14 protein-coding genes and 1 rRNA gene are annotated in these 14,289 nt (G+C 49.8%); 12 read left to right on the top strand and 3 right to left on the bottom strand.

Annotated features, from left to right (window positions below; genetic code table 11):
* Positions 1-49: 49 nt before the first annotated feature.
* The 6 genes from rrf (at position 50) to QTL79_RS17060 (ending at position 4,306) form a co-directional block, all read left to right on the top strand.
* Positions 50-166: ribosomal RNA gene (gene rrf, locus QTL79_RS17085) — 5S ribosomal RNA — on the top strand.
* A 374-nt stretch (positions 167-540) separates the two neighbouring features.
* Positions 541-1,248, top strand: coding sequence for a TerC family protein (locus QTL79_RS17080; RefSeq protein ID WP_346356167.1), 708 nt, complete (start codon positions 541-543; stop codon positions 1,246-1,248).
* Positions 1,249-1,404: 156 nt separating this feature from the next.
* The gene (locus QTL79_RS17075) at positions 1,405-1,989 is read left to right on the top strand and encodes a xanthine phosphoribosyltransferase (protein ID WP_346356166.1); all 585 of its coding nucleotides are present in this window, start codon (positions 1,405-1,407) and stop codon (positions 1,987-1,989) included.
* A 71-nt stretch (positions 1,990-2,060) separates the two neighbouring features.
* Complete coding sequence (locus tag QTL79_RS17070) at positions 2,061-2,852, top strand: carbon-nitrogen hydrolase family protein (protein ID WP_346356165.1); 792 nt, start codon at positions 2,061-2,063, stop codon at positions 2,850-2,852.
* 75 nt (positions 2,853-2,927) lie between these two features.
* Positions 2,928-3,302, top strand: coding sequence for a VRR-NUC domain-containing protein (locus tag QTL79_RS17065; protein WP_346356164.1), 375 nt, complete (start codon positions 2,928-2,930; stop codon positions 3,300-3,302).
* On the top strand, positions 3,281-4,306 hold the full coding sequence (locus QTL79_RS17060) for a DNA-deoxyinosine glycosylase (RefSeq protein WP_346356163.1): 1,026 nt from the start codon (positions 3,281-3,283) through the stop codon (positions 4,304-4,306). Before QTL79_RS17065 ends, QTL79_RS17060 begins: the two co-directional genes overlap by 22 nt.
* A gap of 37 nt (positions 4,307-4,343) precedes the next feature.
* Here QTL79_RS17060 and QTL79_RS17055 read toward each other — a convergent pair whose 3' ends face one another.
* Positions 4,344-5,222, bottom strand: coding sequence for a LysR family transcriptional regulator (locus QTL79_RS17055; protein ID WP_346356162.1), 879 nt, complete (start codon positions 5,220-5,222; stop codon positions 4,344-4,346).
* A 139-nt stretch (positions 5,223-5,361) separates the two neighbouring features.
* Here QTL79_RS17055 and QTL79_RS17050 point away from each other — a divergent pair, with 139 nt between their 5' ends.
* Positions 5,362-6,534, top strand: a complete 1,173-nt coding sequence (locus QTL79_RS17050; protein ID WP_346356161.1) for an MFS transporter — start codon at positions 5,362-5,364, stop codon at positions 6,532-6,534.
* 91 nt (positions 6,535-6,625) lie between these two features.
* Here the strand turns inward: QTL79_RS17050 and QTL79_RS17045 are convergent, their stop codons facing one another.
* Entirely contained in the window at positions 6,626-7,285 is a 660-nt protein-coding gene (locus tag QTL79_RS17045; protein WP_346356160.1) for a LolA family protein, read from the bottom strand.
* 339 nt (positions 7,286-7,624) lie between these two features.
* Here QTL79_RS17045 and QTL79_RS17040 point away from each other — a divergent pair, with 339 nt between their 5' ends.
* From QTL79_RS17040 to QTL79_RS17030, 3 genes are all read left to right on the top strand, one after another.
* Complete coding sequence (locus QTL79_RS17040; protein ID WP_346356159.1) at positions 7,625-8,770, top strand: CCA tRNA nucleotidyltransferase; 1,146 nt, start codon at positions 7,625-7,627, stop codon at positions 8,768-8,770.
* Positions 8,754-10,754 carry a sensor histidine kinase gene (locus QTL79_RS17035; RefSeq protein ID WP_346356158.1) on the top strand — a complete coding sequence of 667 codons (2,001 nt, stop codon included), beginning with the start codon at positions 8,754-8,756 and terminating at the stop codon, positions 10,752-10,754. Before QTL79_RS17040 ends, QTL79_RS17035 begins: the two co-directional genes overlap by 17 nt.
* Before the next feature lie 80 nt (positions 10,755-10,834).
* Positions 10,835-11,044, top strand: coding sequence for a hypothetical protein (locus QTL79_RS17030; protein WP_346356157.1), 210 nt, complete (start codon positions 10,835-10,837; stop codon positions 11,042-11,044).
* Positions 11,045-11,087: 43 nt separating this feature from the next.
* On the opposite strand, the gene QTL79_RS17025 is transcribed toward QTL79_RS17030, so the two are convergent.
* Positions 11,088-11,786: a response regulator transcription factor gene (locus QTL79_RS17025; RefSeq protein WP_346356156.1), complete on the bottom strand. Its 699-nt coding sequence runs from the start codon at positions 11,784-11,786 to the stop codon at positions 11,088-11,090.
* A gap of 135 nt (positions 11,787-11,921) precedes the next feature.
* Here QTL79_RS17025 and QTL79_RS17020 point away from each other — a divergent pair, with 135 nt between their 5' ends.
* Both QTL79_RS17020 and QTL79_RS17015 read left to right on the top strand, forming a co-directional pair.
* Entirely contained in the window at positions 11,922-12,866 is a 945-nt protein-coding gene (locus tag QTL79_RS17020) for a DnaJ C-terminal domain-containing protein (RefSeq protein WP_346356155.1), read from the top strand.
* Positions 12,867-12,904: 38 nt separating this feature from the next.
* Positions 12,905-14,155, top strand: coding sequence for an HD-GYP domain-containing protein (locus QTL79_RS17015; protein WP_346356154.1), 1,251 nt, complete (start codon positions 12,905-12,907; stop codon positions 14,153-14,155).
* Positions 14,156-14,289: the final 134 nt, after the last annotated feature.

The raw sequence follows: 14,289 nt of genomic DNA, 5'->3' as shown, positions 1-14,289 counted from the left end.
AGGAGCGCAGACAGCAACGCAGCAAATGAAGGATTCAGCGCAATTGGTATCCGGTGATGATGGCTGTGGGGTCCCACCTGTTCCCATACCGAACACAGCAGTTAAGCCCACATACGCCGAAAGTACTTGGCTGGAAGCGGCCTGGGAGGATAGGGAGTTGCCGGTTAAAAAGACCGTCTGCATGAATGTGCAGACGGTCTTTTTCTATGTCCAGAACCACTTTGGACCACAAAGACAGAAAGGGCGTAAAAAAAAACAGAGGTAGTTGCCAGATAAAGAGTTCAATACAGTTCTTTTTAATGTCTTCAAATGAAGGACATAGTGAGAACTTTGCTTGAAATGAACTTGTAAGTAACCTATATTTGTGATACTATGTTTAAAGAGCAATTGAATAGAGCGAAGGGGAGTAGCTTAACGGCATATGTCGTCAATACGGGCTTAACGGCTCCGGCGGTGCTGGCTAATTTGTTTGCAAGACCTTGCCTCAAAAGAGAGGCAGGGCTTTTTTTGATTGTATTTAGCTTTGAGGGGGACTTTATTGTGTATGAATTGTTTTTAATTGTGAGCAGTCCGGAGTTTTTGATGGCGTTAAGTAGTATTTTATTTTTGAACCTGATTCTGAGCGGGGACAATGCGGTGATTATTGCGATGGCGAGCAAAAATCTGCCGGTCGATCAACGCAAGACGGCTATTTTTTGGGGAAGTGCCGGTGCGGTGGTACTGCGTGTGATTCTTACGTTTATTGCGGCGATGATGTTGAATATCCCCTACCTGCAGTTTGCCGGAGGTCTTGCTCTCTTGTGGATTGCTATCCATCTGCTGGACAGCAAGAAGGAAGAAGAGAATTGCGAAGCGGCCTTTTCTCTGCGACGCGCCGTACAAGTGATTTTAGTTGCCGACTTGATTATGAGTTTGGACAATGTACTGGCGCTTGCTGCGATTGCGCAAACCGTACCGCATAACAAATATTTGCTGATTGGAGTTGGTTTGGCGACCAGCATTCCGATGGTTGTCTTCGGCGCACAGCTGCTGGTAAAAGTCTTAGATCGTTTTCCTTTTACGATGTATGCCGGAGCCGGCATTCTTGGCTATGCAGCTGCGATGCTGATGCTTGGCGATAAATCGCTGGGTGCGTTTCTCCAAGGATATGCGTTACTGCTGCAGATTGGCTTAACGTTAGGCGTGATGACTTGCGGCTACGTCCGGAGGCGAATGGCGAGTGCGGCTGCTAAAAGGGAAGCCGCATAAAGGAAAGAGAAACAATCAGACGATGCGCGCTCGCTTGCTTTGCGTTGAGGAGGGAAAGGATAAGCAGTGCTTATCCTTAAGATTATTATATCTAACTTAATGATTGGCCAATAGTATGTTACACTTTAGAATAGATTAGTAAGCAGGAGGCCAAGCATGAAATTACTTAAGAAGAAGATCATGACAGATGGAAAAGTAGTCAATGATGCGCTGTTGAAAGTTGACTCGTTTCTGAATCATCAAATAGAGCCGGAACTGATGAAAGAGATTGGCCGTGAGTTTGCCGAACGCTTTAAAGATGCGAAGGTGACCAAGGTGCTGACGATCGAGGCTTCCGGTATTGCTGCAGCGCTTATGACAGCGCTATACCTCGATGTTCCGCTCGTTTTCGCCCGCAAAAAGAAGTCGGCGGTGACGGAGGAGAACCTCTATGCTGCGGAAGTGTATTCGTTTACCAAAAAAGAGACCAATCGCGTAACGGTGGCCAGTGAATTTTTAGCTGACGGCGATCAGATCTTAATCATTGACGACTTCTTAGCAAATGGCGAAGCGGTACTTGGACTGTGCAACATCGTAGAACAGGCGAAAGCCAACGTGGTTGGCGTTGGCATCGTGATTGAAAAGAGCTTTCAACCCGGATGCGAAAAAATCCGCAAAGCTGGTTATCGCCTCGAATCTTTGGCCCGCATTCATTCTTTTTCCGACGGCCGGGTCAATTTCATGCAGGATGACACGAAATAAAGCGATTATAAAAGAGGTTCCCGTCTGGGAGCCTCTTTTATTGATAAAAAATGAAAAGTGAGGGGTTATGGATGAAAATAGCTGCAGTACAGATTGATATTGTTAAGCGGGATAAGAAGGCCAATCTGCAAAAGGTGCGGCGCATGTTGGAAGGGCAGGGTTTGGATCTGGCCGTTCTGCCGGAATTGTTTGCGACGGGTTACTTCTTTGCCGATCGTGCGGAAGCGGAAAGCATGGCGGAATCAGTGCCGCAGGGAGAAACAACGCAGGCGCTTTGCCGGATGGCAAGTGAATTTGACTGCCACATTATCGGCTGTGTGCTGGAGGAAGAAGCGGATAAGCTTTACTTGAGTGCAGTGGTCGTCGGCCCGCAAGGCTATCTTGGCAAGCAGCGCAAACGCCATTTGACGGAGTTCGATGCACGCTGGTATTCGCAGGGAGAGGAGAGCGTCGTCTTTGACATTATGGGCAGCAAAGTCGGCGTGCTGGTTTGCTTTGATGCATGGTTTCCGGAAAGCGCACGAGAGCTTACGCTGCGCGGCGCGCAAATTATCTGCCAGACGGCGTTGATCAGCAGTCCGGACACGATGCAGATCATGCGGGTTCGGGCCATTGAAAACAAGGCCTTCGTCGTAGTTGCCAATGCTACAGGGGAAGAGATTTATCAAAACGCTGCAATGAGATTTCGCGGCGAAAGCAGAGTGATTGATTTCCTGGGAAATATACTGCAAACGATTGAGCGCGAAGAGGGTGTTGTTTCTGCCGAGGTAGCGGTTGCCGCAGCCGATGGCAAGGCGATGGGCGACTGTACGGATCTGCTCGCTGAAATCAAACGACACCGCGCCTTGTATCAAAAGGACTAGGCTGCTGCCTTGTCTTGCTGGCGATTACATGGTACAGTTATAAAATATGAAAGAAATGAAAATGGAGGAGCCAACGTGCGACTGACGGAACGTGAATTTGAACAGTTATGCGGTCAAAAAACGAAAAATGCCGCTGCAATGCGCCGCGGCCCTAAGGAAGCGGAAATCCAGAACTCAATTCGGGAATGTCTGCGTTGGAACGGTTGGTTCGTTGTTCGCCATCAGCAGACATTGGGTAGCCATCGCGGCTTAAGTGATCTTACCGCCATCAAGGATGGCGTAACGGTTTATATTGAAGTGAAGACGCCGCATGGCGTGTTGTCGGCCGACCAGGAAGCTTTTCGGGCCGAGATTGAAGCGCATGGCGGTACCTATATTGTGGCGCGCTCGGTGGAAGACGTACAAGCGTTGTGTGGTGATTTTGCAAAATGCCTATGTCAAAAAAAGTGAGGTTGGAAGAAGTAAGCAGTTTTCCTCCGGTTTGCGATGAACGGGCGAAAATCTTGATCCTTGGCTCAATGCCCGGTGCGGAATCACGCCGACAGAGGCAATATTACGCGAATCCGCGCAATCATTTTTGGGAAATCATCTTTACGCTGTTTGGCGCAACGATTTCTGTCGCGCAAAGCAGTTATGCAGAAAAACTTTCGTTTGTCGGTGCGCAGGGCATTGCGCTCTGGGATGTGATTGAAAGATGCCTTCAAAAGGAGAATGGCAGCGAGGATGCGACTTTGGCGGATGCAAAGACGAATGATTTTGCCGCTTTATTTGCGCGCTATCCCGGCATTCAGCATGTCTTTTTTAACGGCGCTAAAGCCTATGAGACCTTTCGACGTCAGATCGGCTTTGAAGCATTTAAGCAGATCCGTTTTTACAAATTGACTTCAAGCAGTCCGGCTAATGCGATCGGATTGCCGCGAAAACTGAAAGAATGGGAAGTGGTGCGCATGAAAATGCAGGAAGAAAGGCAGGCGATGCCGATGGAACGACTGTTGGCGGTGCAGGAGCGGCTATTGCTGCTGCTTGATAAACTGGAAGAAGAGAAGATGGAACGCGATGAGACGCTGAACTGGGAACGTCTTCATCTGGCTAGCTGTGCACGAACAGGACAGATCCTGGCACTGCGGCGCGGCGTAGATCTGGAACTGGCAGGAATCGCCTGCGCGGTGCACGACTATGGCCGGATGCTGACCGGACGGCAGAGGGATCATGCGGCGAACGGCTATGAACCGGTGAAAGAATTTTTGCGGCAATGTGCAAGCTTCAGCGCAGCGGAAAATGAAATGATTGCGGCCGCGGTGCGTGAACACAGCAGCAAAAGCAGCGTCGGTACGCCGCTCGAAGAAATCGTCAAGGACGCCGATGTGCTTGACTGTCATTTATATGGTTTGCCAATGGCGCGAGCCGAACAACAAAAGAGGTTGGATGCTTTGTTAAAGGAAATAGGAGGATAAGGAAAACCCGCGAGCACAATTGCTACGCGGGTTTTCCTTATTGGCCGCCTTGTATCGACTCGAGAAAGAGACGCGTTGCGGCCGAGAGATAATGATCTTTTTTCCAGACAATGCGCTGCGACAACTCGATTTGCGGTTCGAGCAAAGGGCGATAGTGGATTTTGGAGGTCGGCGCTAAATCTTTGGCCGAACCGGGAATGATGGCGATCGCTATGCCGTACTCGGCCCAGACCAAAAGGGAACGGACATCATCGACCAAACAACGGATCTGAGGTTCAAAGCCGTGCTTTAAACAAGGGGGAGTGATCAAGGCTTCCAAACGCCGGTGCGTGGCGATCGGTAAGCTGTTTAAATCGTGCCAGGTAAGCGGTTCTGAAGAATTCGGCAGCAGAGGGAGAAAATCTTCATGGATGGCGGCAAGCAGGGAGTCGGTTCCGAGCGGCAACGATTCATATTGTGCATCGTTGACCGGAGAACGAACGAAGCCGATTTCGATGACGCGGCTTTCCAATAGTTCGAGAATGCGAATCGTGTCGCCTTCCCAAAGCTGATAGCTGATTCGAGGATGCAGGCGGTGAAAGGTTTTGATATGATCCATCAGGACGGTGACGCCGAAGGAAGCGGCGGTGCCGATGGTCAACGCGCCGCTGTCGCCGTGATGAATGTCTTTAAGATTTTTTGTCGTTACGTCGAGCAGTTCGAAAACCTGCTCGGCCCGTTCTTTGAGAAGCTGGCCTGCCTCCGTCAGATCGATGCTGCGGCTGCCGCGGTGGAATAAGCGCACACCGAGTTCCTCTTCCAGCAGGCGGAGTTGTTGACTCAAAGGAGGCTGAGCCATGTTCAGCCGGCTGGCGGCCCGTGTAATCTGTCCTTCATTGGCTACGGCGAGAAAATACTTTAATTTTCGTAGATCCATAAAAACTCCTTTCATATGAAAAAAAGTATGGAAAATAAATTAAATAAATATTATTAATATAAAAGCTTATTGTATATAATTCTAACGGTACGATGAAGTTTCGTCAAAGAATAATGAACGGATAAAAGGAGAAATGGTAATGGAACCGTATTCAAAAAAAAGTCTGTATGTGATGGCTGCGGCCACTTTTCTTGCCTTTATGGGCATCGGCGTCGTCGACCCGTTGCTGCCGATCATAGCGAAACAGATTGGGGCGCGCCACTGGGAAGTGGAAATGCTGTTTACCGCATACATCTTTACGATGGCATTCATGATGCTGCCCGCGGGCATTGCCGCCAATCGTTTCGGGGAAAAGCCGGTGCTGACCAGCGGCTTGTTTGTGGTTTGTCTGGCCAGCCTTTTTTGCGCCTTAGCCCATTCAATCGTCGAGCTGTCTTGGTTTCGCGCTGCGTGGGGGTTGGGCAACGCGATGTTTTTCGCCTGTGCAATGACAATCATGATCCGCTTTTCACGTTCTGTCACGGAAGCGATCGGTTTATTTGAAGCGGCGGTCGGTCTTGGCATGGCGGTGGGCCCGCTCTTGGGCGGCGTATTGGGCGAAGCAAGCTGGCGCTATCCGTTTGCAGCGACCAGCCTCTTGGCAGCCTTAGCCTGTCTGTGCGTTTGGCGTTTCGTAAAGCCTCCTGTGCAAGAAAAGAAATCTGCAGCGACTTCGCATGGCAGCAAGGATTTGCTGGTTTTGCTACGCTACCGTCCTTTCTTGCGTGTGGCGCTTGTTTCCATGCTTTACTATTATGCATTTTTTACTGTCTTGGCGTATTCGCCGCTTTTTCTGCAACTGTCGGCAATGGAACTGGGCTGGGTGTTCTTTGGCTGGGGGATGATGCTGGCAGCCGGCTCTGCGAAACTGTCGCATATGCTGGAACGTAAGTTTTCCTCAGTGCAGATCATTAGCGGAGCCTTGCTCTTATTCGCATTGAGCGTCAGCGGCATTTACTTTAGTCAGGACAAAGCGCTGCAATTGGCGTTGATCATCGCATCAGGCTTGTTCTGCGGCGTGAGCAATTCCTTGTTCACGACATACACGATGGAGTTGTCGCCTTATCCTCGCAATATTACTTCCAGCGCCTATAATTTTGTCCGTTGGCTGGGAGCAGGCTTGGCGCCGGTGACGGCGGGGATCATGGCGGAAAATATCACTCCGGCAGCGCCTTATCTGGCGGCTTTTCTAGTCTTGGCGATTGGTATCGTCAGTCTGGATCGGAGTCCTAAAGCCGTGTTGCCGGAGTGGGCAGAGAAAATCGCCAATTGATGTTGAAAAAAAGAGACTGCATCCGCACGCGCTTACCACTGCGCCGTGCGGATGCAGTCTTTTTTGCCAAGAATACAAGCTGCGCCTGACGTTAAAAACTCATGACTTCGACGCCGCTCGGCAATTGAAATTTATCGGCTGGAATCGGATCGAACTTCATGTTTTTGTATTCCTGAACGATCGCTTCATTGCCTGATTTAGGCGTCAGTTCCATGCGTAGCGGAGCGCCATAATCGACGCGCAGCCACATTTTCATTTTATCGCCGCTAGAGGCATCGGTGAATTCGAGGACACGGCAGAGAACGTCGTCATAGGTTACCGTTTCAAGTACCTTCCAATCAGGGACAGGAATTTGCTGGAATTTATCCGGTTTGTCTATTTTTGTTTTTTGACCGGCCAACGCAGATTGCTTGGAAATCTTCATCGCGGTCTTTTCGCCAGGATCGTACATATACGTGAATTCACCGTCTTGAATGGTAACCATTTTTTTCCCTTCGACGCTGAATTCCATGCGAAGCTTGTCTGGGGCAAACCAGACCGAAGCGTCCATCATTTTTTTGCCGTTGATGGTGGTCGTCATGTCATAACTCCAGCCTTTGACCGCTTTAAATTTTTGAAAGATCGAATCCAGACTTTCTTCTTTGGCAACAGGCGCGGCGGAAGTCGGCTCCGCTTTCTTTGCGTCGCCACCGCAACCGGCAAAGAGAAGAAGCAAACTGAGCGATGTGAGCAAGAGAAATAATTTACGCATAAGTTTTCCTCCTTAAAATAAAAATGGGAGAAAATGTATAATTATCTTAAGTATATCGCATTGCGCGGCAATGTTAAATAGGCAAGGGACTATGGCGTAAAAGTTTAACGATTGTTTAAAAACAAAAGCGACAGCGTTTGCTATACTAAAAACGAAGAGGAAATTTATCCGGTGCGAAGCGTATCTTTGCGGCAGGTGCGATACAGAGGCTTCATTAAAGAGTAATGAGCGAAAGAAGGAGGGATGTCCGGCGGCGATTTATGCTGTAGGATGTTCTTTTTTTTGCGGGAATATAATACAATAGACAAATGATGAATGGGAAAGAAGTAGGTGGCAGGAATGGGAGACACGCTGGAACTGAGTGAACGGACGTTGGCAGAGACCGTTGCGGCGCAGGGAGGACGTTTATACCGGGTTGGCGGCTGTGTACGCGATGCGCTGCGCGGCTTACCGGCTAAGGATATTGACTTTTGCGTGACCGGGATGGTAAAGAAGAATTTTAAAGAATTATTTCCTGAAGCCAAGGAATGCGGTAAATCGTTTCCGGTTTTTTTATTGACCGTTGACGGCGTCAAATGTGAAGTTGCGTTTGCCCGCACAGAACGTAAAGTAGGCCCGGGTTATTTGGGCTTTAAAGTATCCTCGAAACCGAAGGTCACGATTGAAGAGGACTTATTTCGACGTGATACGACGATCAACTCGATGGCGATGGATTGTTTGAGCGGCGCAATCATTGATCCATACGGCGGTCGGGAGGACATCGAACGGGGAATCCTGCGCGCAACGAGTGAACATTTTTCCGAAGACCCGATTCGTGCGCTGCGTCTGGCAGGTCAGGCGGCGCGGCTCGGCTTTACGGTGGAGCCGAGGACGCTTGCACTGGCAGCGACGGTAGCAGAGGAATTGAAAGATGAACCGGTGGAACGGATGCTGGCAGAACTGACAAAGGCGTTGAGCGAGGCGGCAGAGCCGGCGCGTTTTTTTCGCGTGTTGGATGAGGCGCATTTGTTGCCGGTCACGTTTGGCGAATTAGCGGCATTAGGCAGGGGCGAACGGGAGCGTGCCTTACAGCTGCTCGACGCGACGGCGACGCAGACTTCATCACTAAAGGTGCGTTTTGCCAGCTTTGGCCTGACGTTGCCGCAAGAGGAGCTGGAAAAATGGAATAAGCGGATGACGCTGCCGGGGGATTGGCTGGAAGGCGCTATAACTGTCGGACAATTGGCGAAGCTGTTGGCGCAGCCGGACGCGGAAACCATTGTGACAGCGCTTATCCGATTAGGACGAGGTGCAATCGAGGCGGCTGATTTTGATTGTATTGCAAAGGCTGGCGCGCTTTCGATACCGGAACTTGCAGGACTGAAAGCGGTGATGCAGCAGGCCGTGCGTGCGGAGGTTCTGCCGCCGCAACTGCGCGGACGAGAAATCGGCGTATGGCTGCGCGAACGGCAGGTGAAGGCGATTGCATGTGCGCTTGAAGCATAGCCGAACCTTTTTCATCTTACTTTGCCTGTTCTTCGTTGGGCTCGGCGGCGCAGTTTGCGACGCGCAGGGGCAAGAACATCCCGAGGCTGAGAGGGTAACCGATTACAGTCGGACAATCTTAAGAGGGGATTGGAAAATTAGCCAGGAAGATCAGGCGGAATACAAAGATACGAACTATGATGATTCCGCCTGGCAAACGACGGAAGTGCCGTCTAATTTAGCGGATAGTCTGCCAAACCTACGGACAGTGTGGTATCGAAAATGGATTTACCTGCCGGCGGATAAACCGCTCTATAATTTGGCGCTGCGCCTCGGCAAGATTGCAACGGCTGAGGAAGTGTTTATCAATGGCTATTCGATTGGCCGCAGCGGCATTGTCGAGACGATGTCCTTAAATCATCAAAAGATACGAATTTATCAGTTGCCGGATAGCAGACTGCATTTTGGCGGTTATAATCTGATTGCGGTCAGGGTACAAGCGGGCTTTTATGATTTAGGCGGCATTTATAACGATCCGGTATGCATCGGCGATTATGTTTCTTTGATAAAGGAATTGATTCGCAGTGAAGATACGGCGCTTGTTTTTAGCGGCATTTACTTTTTAATCGGTATGGCTGCGTTGGCGTTTTATTTAAAACAGAAACGCGAAAAGGATCAGTTATATTTTGGTCTCGGATGCATCAGTATTGGTGTCTATACATACTATACGACGCAGTGGCGTTATATCGTCGGCATCGAAGGGCCGTGGGACGTAGTTCTCTTTCATATCGCCTCATTTTTTATCGTACCGGCATTTACTCGTTTTGCTTATGAGCGGTTTCGCAATCCGGATCGGTCAAAAGAAAGCAGGAGCGAAAAGCTGTTTGAAGCCTATAGCAATGCGACGCTTTTTTGCGCCGTTTTCATGAGCCTGCTGCTGCTGGCGTATCATGATGTCCAGTTTTGGCGATTCGCGGAGAATATGTTCAATAAGGCATTGCAGCTTTTTACCAGCTGCATCGGTATGGTTTATCTGACTTATAAATTAATGCAGGGGCAAAAAGAAGGACGCGTCATTATTTTTGCTGCGTGCATCGCCATGTTTAGCGGAATTATGGAAGTTGTGGCTGCCGATCTTAAACTACCGCCCAACCCTTCGATGTGGGGGTTGATGGTATTTGTCCTGATCAGCATTTGGGAATTAGCTAACCGTTTTTTCCGTCTGCAGCATGAGGTTGAGGAATATTCGCTGGGGCTGGAAAAAATGGTCGAACGCCGTACCGAGCAACTGCAGAAGATGGAAACGGCACGCCGCCGCTTATTGGCCAATATTTCGCATGATTTGCGCACGCCGGTCACGTCAGTGCTTGGGCATGCGGAACTGTTACTGGAAGGCATCATTGAATCGCCTGCCACGCAGCGCAGTTATCTGCAGCGCATCCATACTAAAATGCTGGGGCTGAATCGATTGATTCAGGAGCTGTTCGAGTTGAGCAAAATGGAAGCCCAACAAGGGCGTTTTGAAATGAAGCCGATTGCCCTGGCAGAACTGGTGGAGACAATTTTTCAAAATCATGTATTTGACGTCGAGCATGCCGGAGTCGTTCTGACATGCAAAGTCGATCTGCCGCAGGGTTGTCAAGTGAGCGGCGATGCGGAACGTTTGGAACAGGCTTTTCTTAATTTGATTTCCAATGCGACAGCCCATACCGACGCAGGCGGGCAAATCGAAATCAGCGCTGCTTTGGCGGCACAGGACCGGGTGCTGTTAAAAGTCGCCGACACCGGAGTGGGAATTTTGCCTGAGCATGTCGAAAATATTTTTGAGCGTTTTTATCGGGGCAATGAAGCGCGAACGAATCCGGCTGAGCACAGCGGCTTGGGACTGGCGATTACAAAAGAAATTATTATGGCGCATCAGGGTGAGATATGGGTAGACACGGGTGTTGAAAAAGGCTGTACGATTTGCATTACGCTGCCTTGCAGTCAAATTGAAAAAGTTTAAAATTTGTTTAAAATCGCGTCATCCAAATTCGACTATACTGTAACAAACGGCAGATGGTCAGGCGAAAGGGGACGCGAAGGATGAAACTGAAATATTGCGTAACATCTATGCTGCTCGCATGGCTGCTGTTGGGCAGCGTTACGATATGGGAACCTGCAATCGCCTGGAGCGGTATCAGCCAGACGGCGATCGAATGTCCAAAATGCGGCGCGATTGATGTTACGGAATATGATGCGACGCGTTTACGCTGCAACAATTGCGGCTATGTATTTAAGAAAGCAATGCAGTAAAAATAGAGGGCTGACATTTTTTGAAAATGTCAGCCCTCTATTTTTACAATTGATCGTTGAATTTATAACCTTTGCCCCAGACCGTAAGAATATATTCGCGTTTGGCTGCGTTTTGCTCCAGCTTTTTGCGGAGACGGTTAATATGAACCGCGACCGTTCGCGTGTCGATGCTTTCGCTGCCCCAAACGAGCGAGAATAACTGCTCATTGCTGTAGGTCCAGCCCGGGTTGCGCGCCAGGCGCGACAAAAGCTGAAACTCCATCGGCGGCAGATCAATAATTGTTTCATCGACGACGGCCTGTGAATTGACGAGATCGATCGTCAAGCCGGGAAAAGAGAGGATGTGCTTGCGTACGGCGGTCGCCGTTTCCGGCAGACCGCTGCGTCGGAGCGCGGCTTTTACGCGAGCCAGCAATTCGCCCAAACTGAACGGTTTGGCGATATAATCGTCGCCGCCGGCTTCGAGGCCGGAAATTTTGTCCTGCTCTTCGCCTAAACAACTGAGAAACAGAATCGGCGCGTCTGTTTCCTGGCGCAATTGGCGGCAAACGTCAATGCCGCTTGCGCCGGGCAACTGCACATCGAGGATCAAAAGATCCGGACAATATTCCCGTGCCAGACGCAACGCCTGCGCAGCATCATACGCCTGCTGGCAGGAAAAATCGTATTTCGTCAGATACGTATGGATAATTTCACTGATGTCAACGTCATCATCGACAATCAGAATTTTAGTCTGTGCCATGGCATAAGTTCACCTCGCAACTTAAATTCGCGTTATTTTAGCAGACTCCTGCAAGATAAAGGAACGCGGCAAAAGGGTTTTAGCTTACGCAAGGAGAAACCCTATATATGGAAAAAGATGCGGCAGGTGATGGGAATGGAATTCATCGATTATTATGCCGTGCTCGGCGTTGCGAAGACGGCCAGTGACAAGGAAATAAAGACGGCATACCGCAAACTGGCAAAGCAGTATCATCCCGATCTGTACAAAGGGCCGGACAAGAAAAAAATTGATGAAAAATTCAAGCAGATCAATGAAGCGCATGAAGTGCTGAGCGACAAGGCCAAACGAGCCGAATACGATCGCCTCGGTCGCGATTGGCAAAATGGCGCAGCGGCGCAACAAGCGTATGAACGCCAGAGAACGCAGCGCCAAACGATGCATATGGAAGATATGGACGGTTTTAGCGATTTTTTTGCGGCCTTTTTCGGCGGCGATGCCTTTGGCCGTACGGCAAGGCACGGCCAAACGCAAGATCCGTATGACGTACATGAGATGTTGCGTCGGCAACGGCAAGCGCGACCGGCGCGTAATATTGAGGCCGAGATTGAATTGCCGCTTGAAGCCTTAATGCGAGGCACGGAGCAGGAGTTTCAAATCGATACGGGGACGGCAATGCGTAAAGTTACGGTTACCATTCCGCCTAAATCGCCGCCCGGCACGGTGCTGCGCTTAAAAGGGCTGGGGGAAAAATCGCCGCAGGGCCAAGCGGCCGATCTGCTGCTGCACATCAAGGCTGCGCCGCATGAGAAGTGGCAAGTCACGGGCGAACTCGATTTGACAGGCGAGCTTACGATTCACCCGGAACAGGCGGTACTCGGCGATGCAATTTCCTTACCGACGCCGGACGGAACGGTGCAGGTGAAAATTAATGCCGCAACGCATGCCGGACAAGTCCTGCGTCTGAAAGAGCGCGGCTTCAAAGGAAAAGACGGGCGGCTGGGGAACCTGTTGCTTACGATTCGGATTGACCTGCCTGCCAGGCAGAGTGCGGCGGAGGTCGAGCTGTACCGGAAGATCGCGTTGTTGCGTAAAAGCTAGAGCAAGGGGCCGTCGAAAAATGAAAGGCAGGCGTTTATATGCAGCGGAAACATCAACGGAAACTGCTTAAAAATTTGTTTGCCGCTTGGCTGATCCTATCGAGCATCATTGGCAGCGTCGTATATTATTTGGAGATGGAACAGATCGATGAATGGGTCGTATCGCTGGCATTAGCCGAATCGGAAAAACTTGTTGAAAGTTCAATTCACGAAGGAACATTGCAACAGCAAGTCAAAGCGCTGCTGCACGAAAAAATGACGGAAATGACGCAGCGGAATTTTTTGATTGCCGAGTTATATGACCAGGAGGGAAACAAATATCTTGAGGCAGTCAGACCCGGCAGCCAGTCCATCGAGGAGCGCCTGAAGGAAAAAGGACATGCTGCAACGGTCAGCCGCAACATCTGGTATGAAAAGCAACAAATTCCGGAAGGCCTATTTTTGCAAGTGTTTGTCCCGTTGATCAATCACGGCGGAGAGTATGTCGGTCATTTTGAAGGCGTGTATCACGTAGATGAAGCAGTGGTCGGCAAAATCAAAAAGCAGGTCGTCTGGTCGTTGTTCCTGGTCGTGATGATCGTACTGGGAACGACATTGGCGATGTATCCGATTTTTCTGGCTTTAAACCGCGACTTGATTCAGTACTCCAGAGGCTTGCTGCGAGCCAATCTGGAAGTGCTCGATGTTCTGGGCGGTGCGATTGCCAAAAGGGACAGCGACACGCATGCCCATAATTACCGGGTTACGATCTATGCGATTTATCTGGCGGAAAGATTGCAGGTTCCGGCCAGTCAGGTCATTGAATGGATCAAAGGCGCTTTTTTGCATGATGTTGGTAAAATTGCCATCAGCGATACGATCTTACTGAAAAACGGAAAACTAAGCGAGGAAGAATTCAGCGTGATGAAGACGCATACCCAGCACGGCGTTGATATCATTAAACGATCTTCGTGGCTGAATGCGGCGAAGGAAATTGTTTGCTATCATCATGAAAAATACGACGGCAGCGGGTACCTGGACGGTTTGCGCGGCGACGACATTCCGCTCGGCGCGCGCGTATTTGCGATTGTTGACGTATTTGATGCGCTGACTTCGCAGCGACCTTATAAAAAAGCCTTTTCCCTTGAAAAAACGTTAGAGATTATGCGCGAGGGTGAAGGGACGCATTTTGATCCGTTGCTGCTCCAAGTTTTTTTGACAATTGCGCAGGAACTGCATGAGAAATTCAGCGCAGCAAACGAAACGGAGCTGGAAGAGGAATTGGCGCTGCTGATAAAACGGTATTTTTAAAATGGTAAAAAGATCGAAGTCAACAAAGTCAGAGCTAACTCTTCTGTTTAGAAGAGCTACTATCAAAAGATCATACCAGGAAAGACATTGAACGTACCCGAGATACAGGGAACTAGGTATAGAAAATTGGATAA

The organism is Azotosporobacter soli, assembly GCF_030542965.1.
GTDB classification, from domain to species: Bacteria; Bacillota; Negativicutes; order SG130; family SG130; genus Azotosporobacter; species Azotosporobacter soli.
Note: the sequence above shows the minus strand (reverse complement) of the source record. Positions and strands in the feature narration are given on the sequence as shown.

Excerpts from the sequence above, each read along its gene's own strand:
- QTL79_RS17060 (WP_346356163.1), top strand. The coding sequence starts at position 3,281 with ATGCCTATGTCAAAAAAAGTGAGGTTGGAAGAAGTAAGCAGTTTTCCT.
- QTL79_RS17045 (WP_346356160.1), bottom strand. The coding sequence starts at position 7,285 with ATGCGTAAATTATTTCTCTTGCTCACATCGCTCAGTTTGCTTCTTCTC.
- QTL79_RS17015 (WP_346356154.1), top strand. The coding sequence starts at position 12,905 with ATGCAGCGGAAACATCAACGGAAACTGCTTAAAAATTTGTTTGCCGCT.
- QTL79_RS17070 (WP_346356165.1), top strand. The coding sequence starts at position 2,061 with ATGAAAATAGCTGCAGTACAGATTGATATTGTTAAGCGGGATAAGAAG.
- QTL79_RS17030 (WP_346356157.1), top strand. The coding sequence starts at position 10,835 with ATGAAACTGAAATATTGCGTAACATCTATGCTGCTCGCATGGCTGCTG.
- QTL79_RS17055 (WP_346356162.1), bottom strand. The coding sequence starts at position 5,222 with ATGGATCTACGAAAATTAAAGTATTTTCTCGCCGTAGCCAATGAAGGA.
- QTL79_RS17040 (WP_346356159.1), top strand. The coding sequence starts at position 7,625 with ATGGGAGACACGCTGGAACTGAGTGAACGGACGTTGGCAGAGACCGTT.
- QTL79_RS17025 (WP_346356156.1), bottom strand. The coding sequence starts at position 11,786 with ATGGCACAGACTAAAATTCTGATTGTCGATGATGACGTTGACATCAGT.
- QTL79_RS17075 (WP_346356166.1), top strand. The coding sequence starts at position 1,405 with ATGAAATTACTTAAGAAGAAGATCATGACAGATGGAAAAGTAGTCAAT.
- QTL79_RS17050 (WP_346356161.1), top strand. The coding sequence starts at position 5,362 with ATGGAACCGTATTCAAAAAAAAGTCTGTATGTGATGGCTGCGGCCACT.
- QTL79_RS17020 (WP_346356155.1), top strand. The coding sequence starts at position 11,922 with ATGGAATTCATCGATTATTATGCCGTGCTCGGCGTTGCGAAGACGGCC.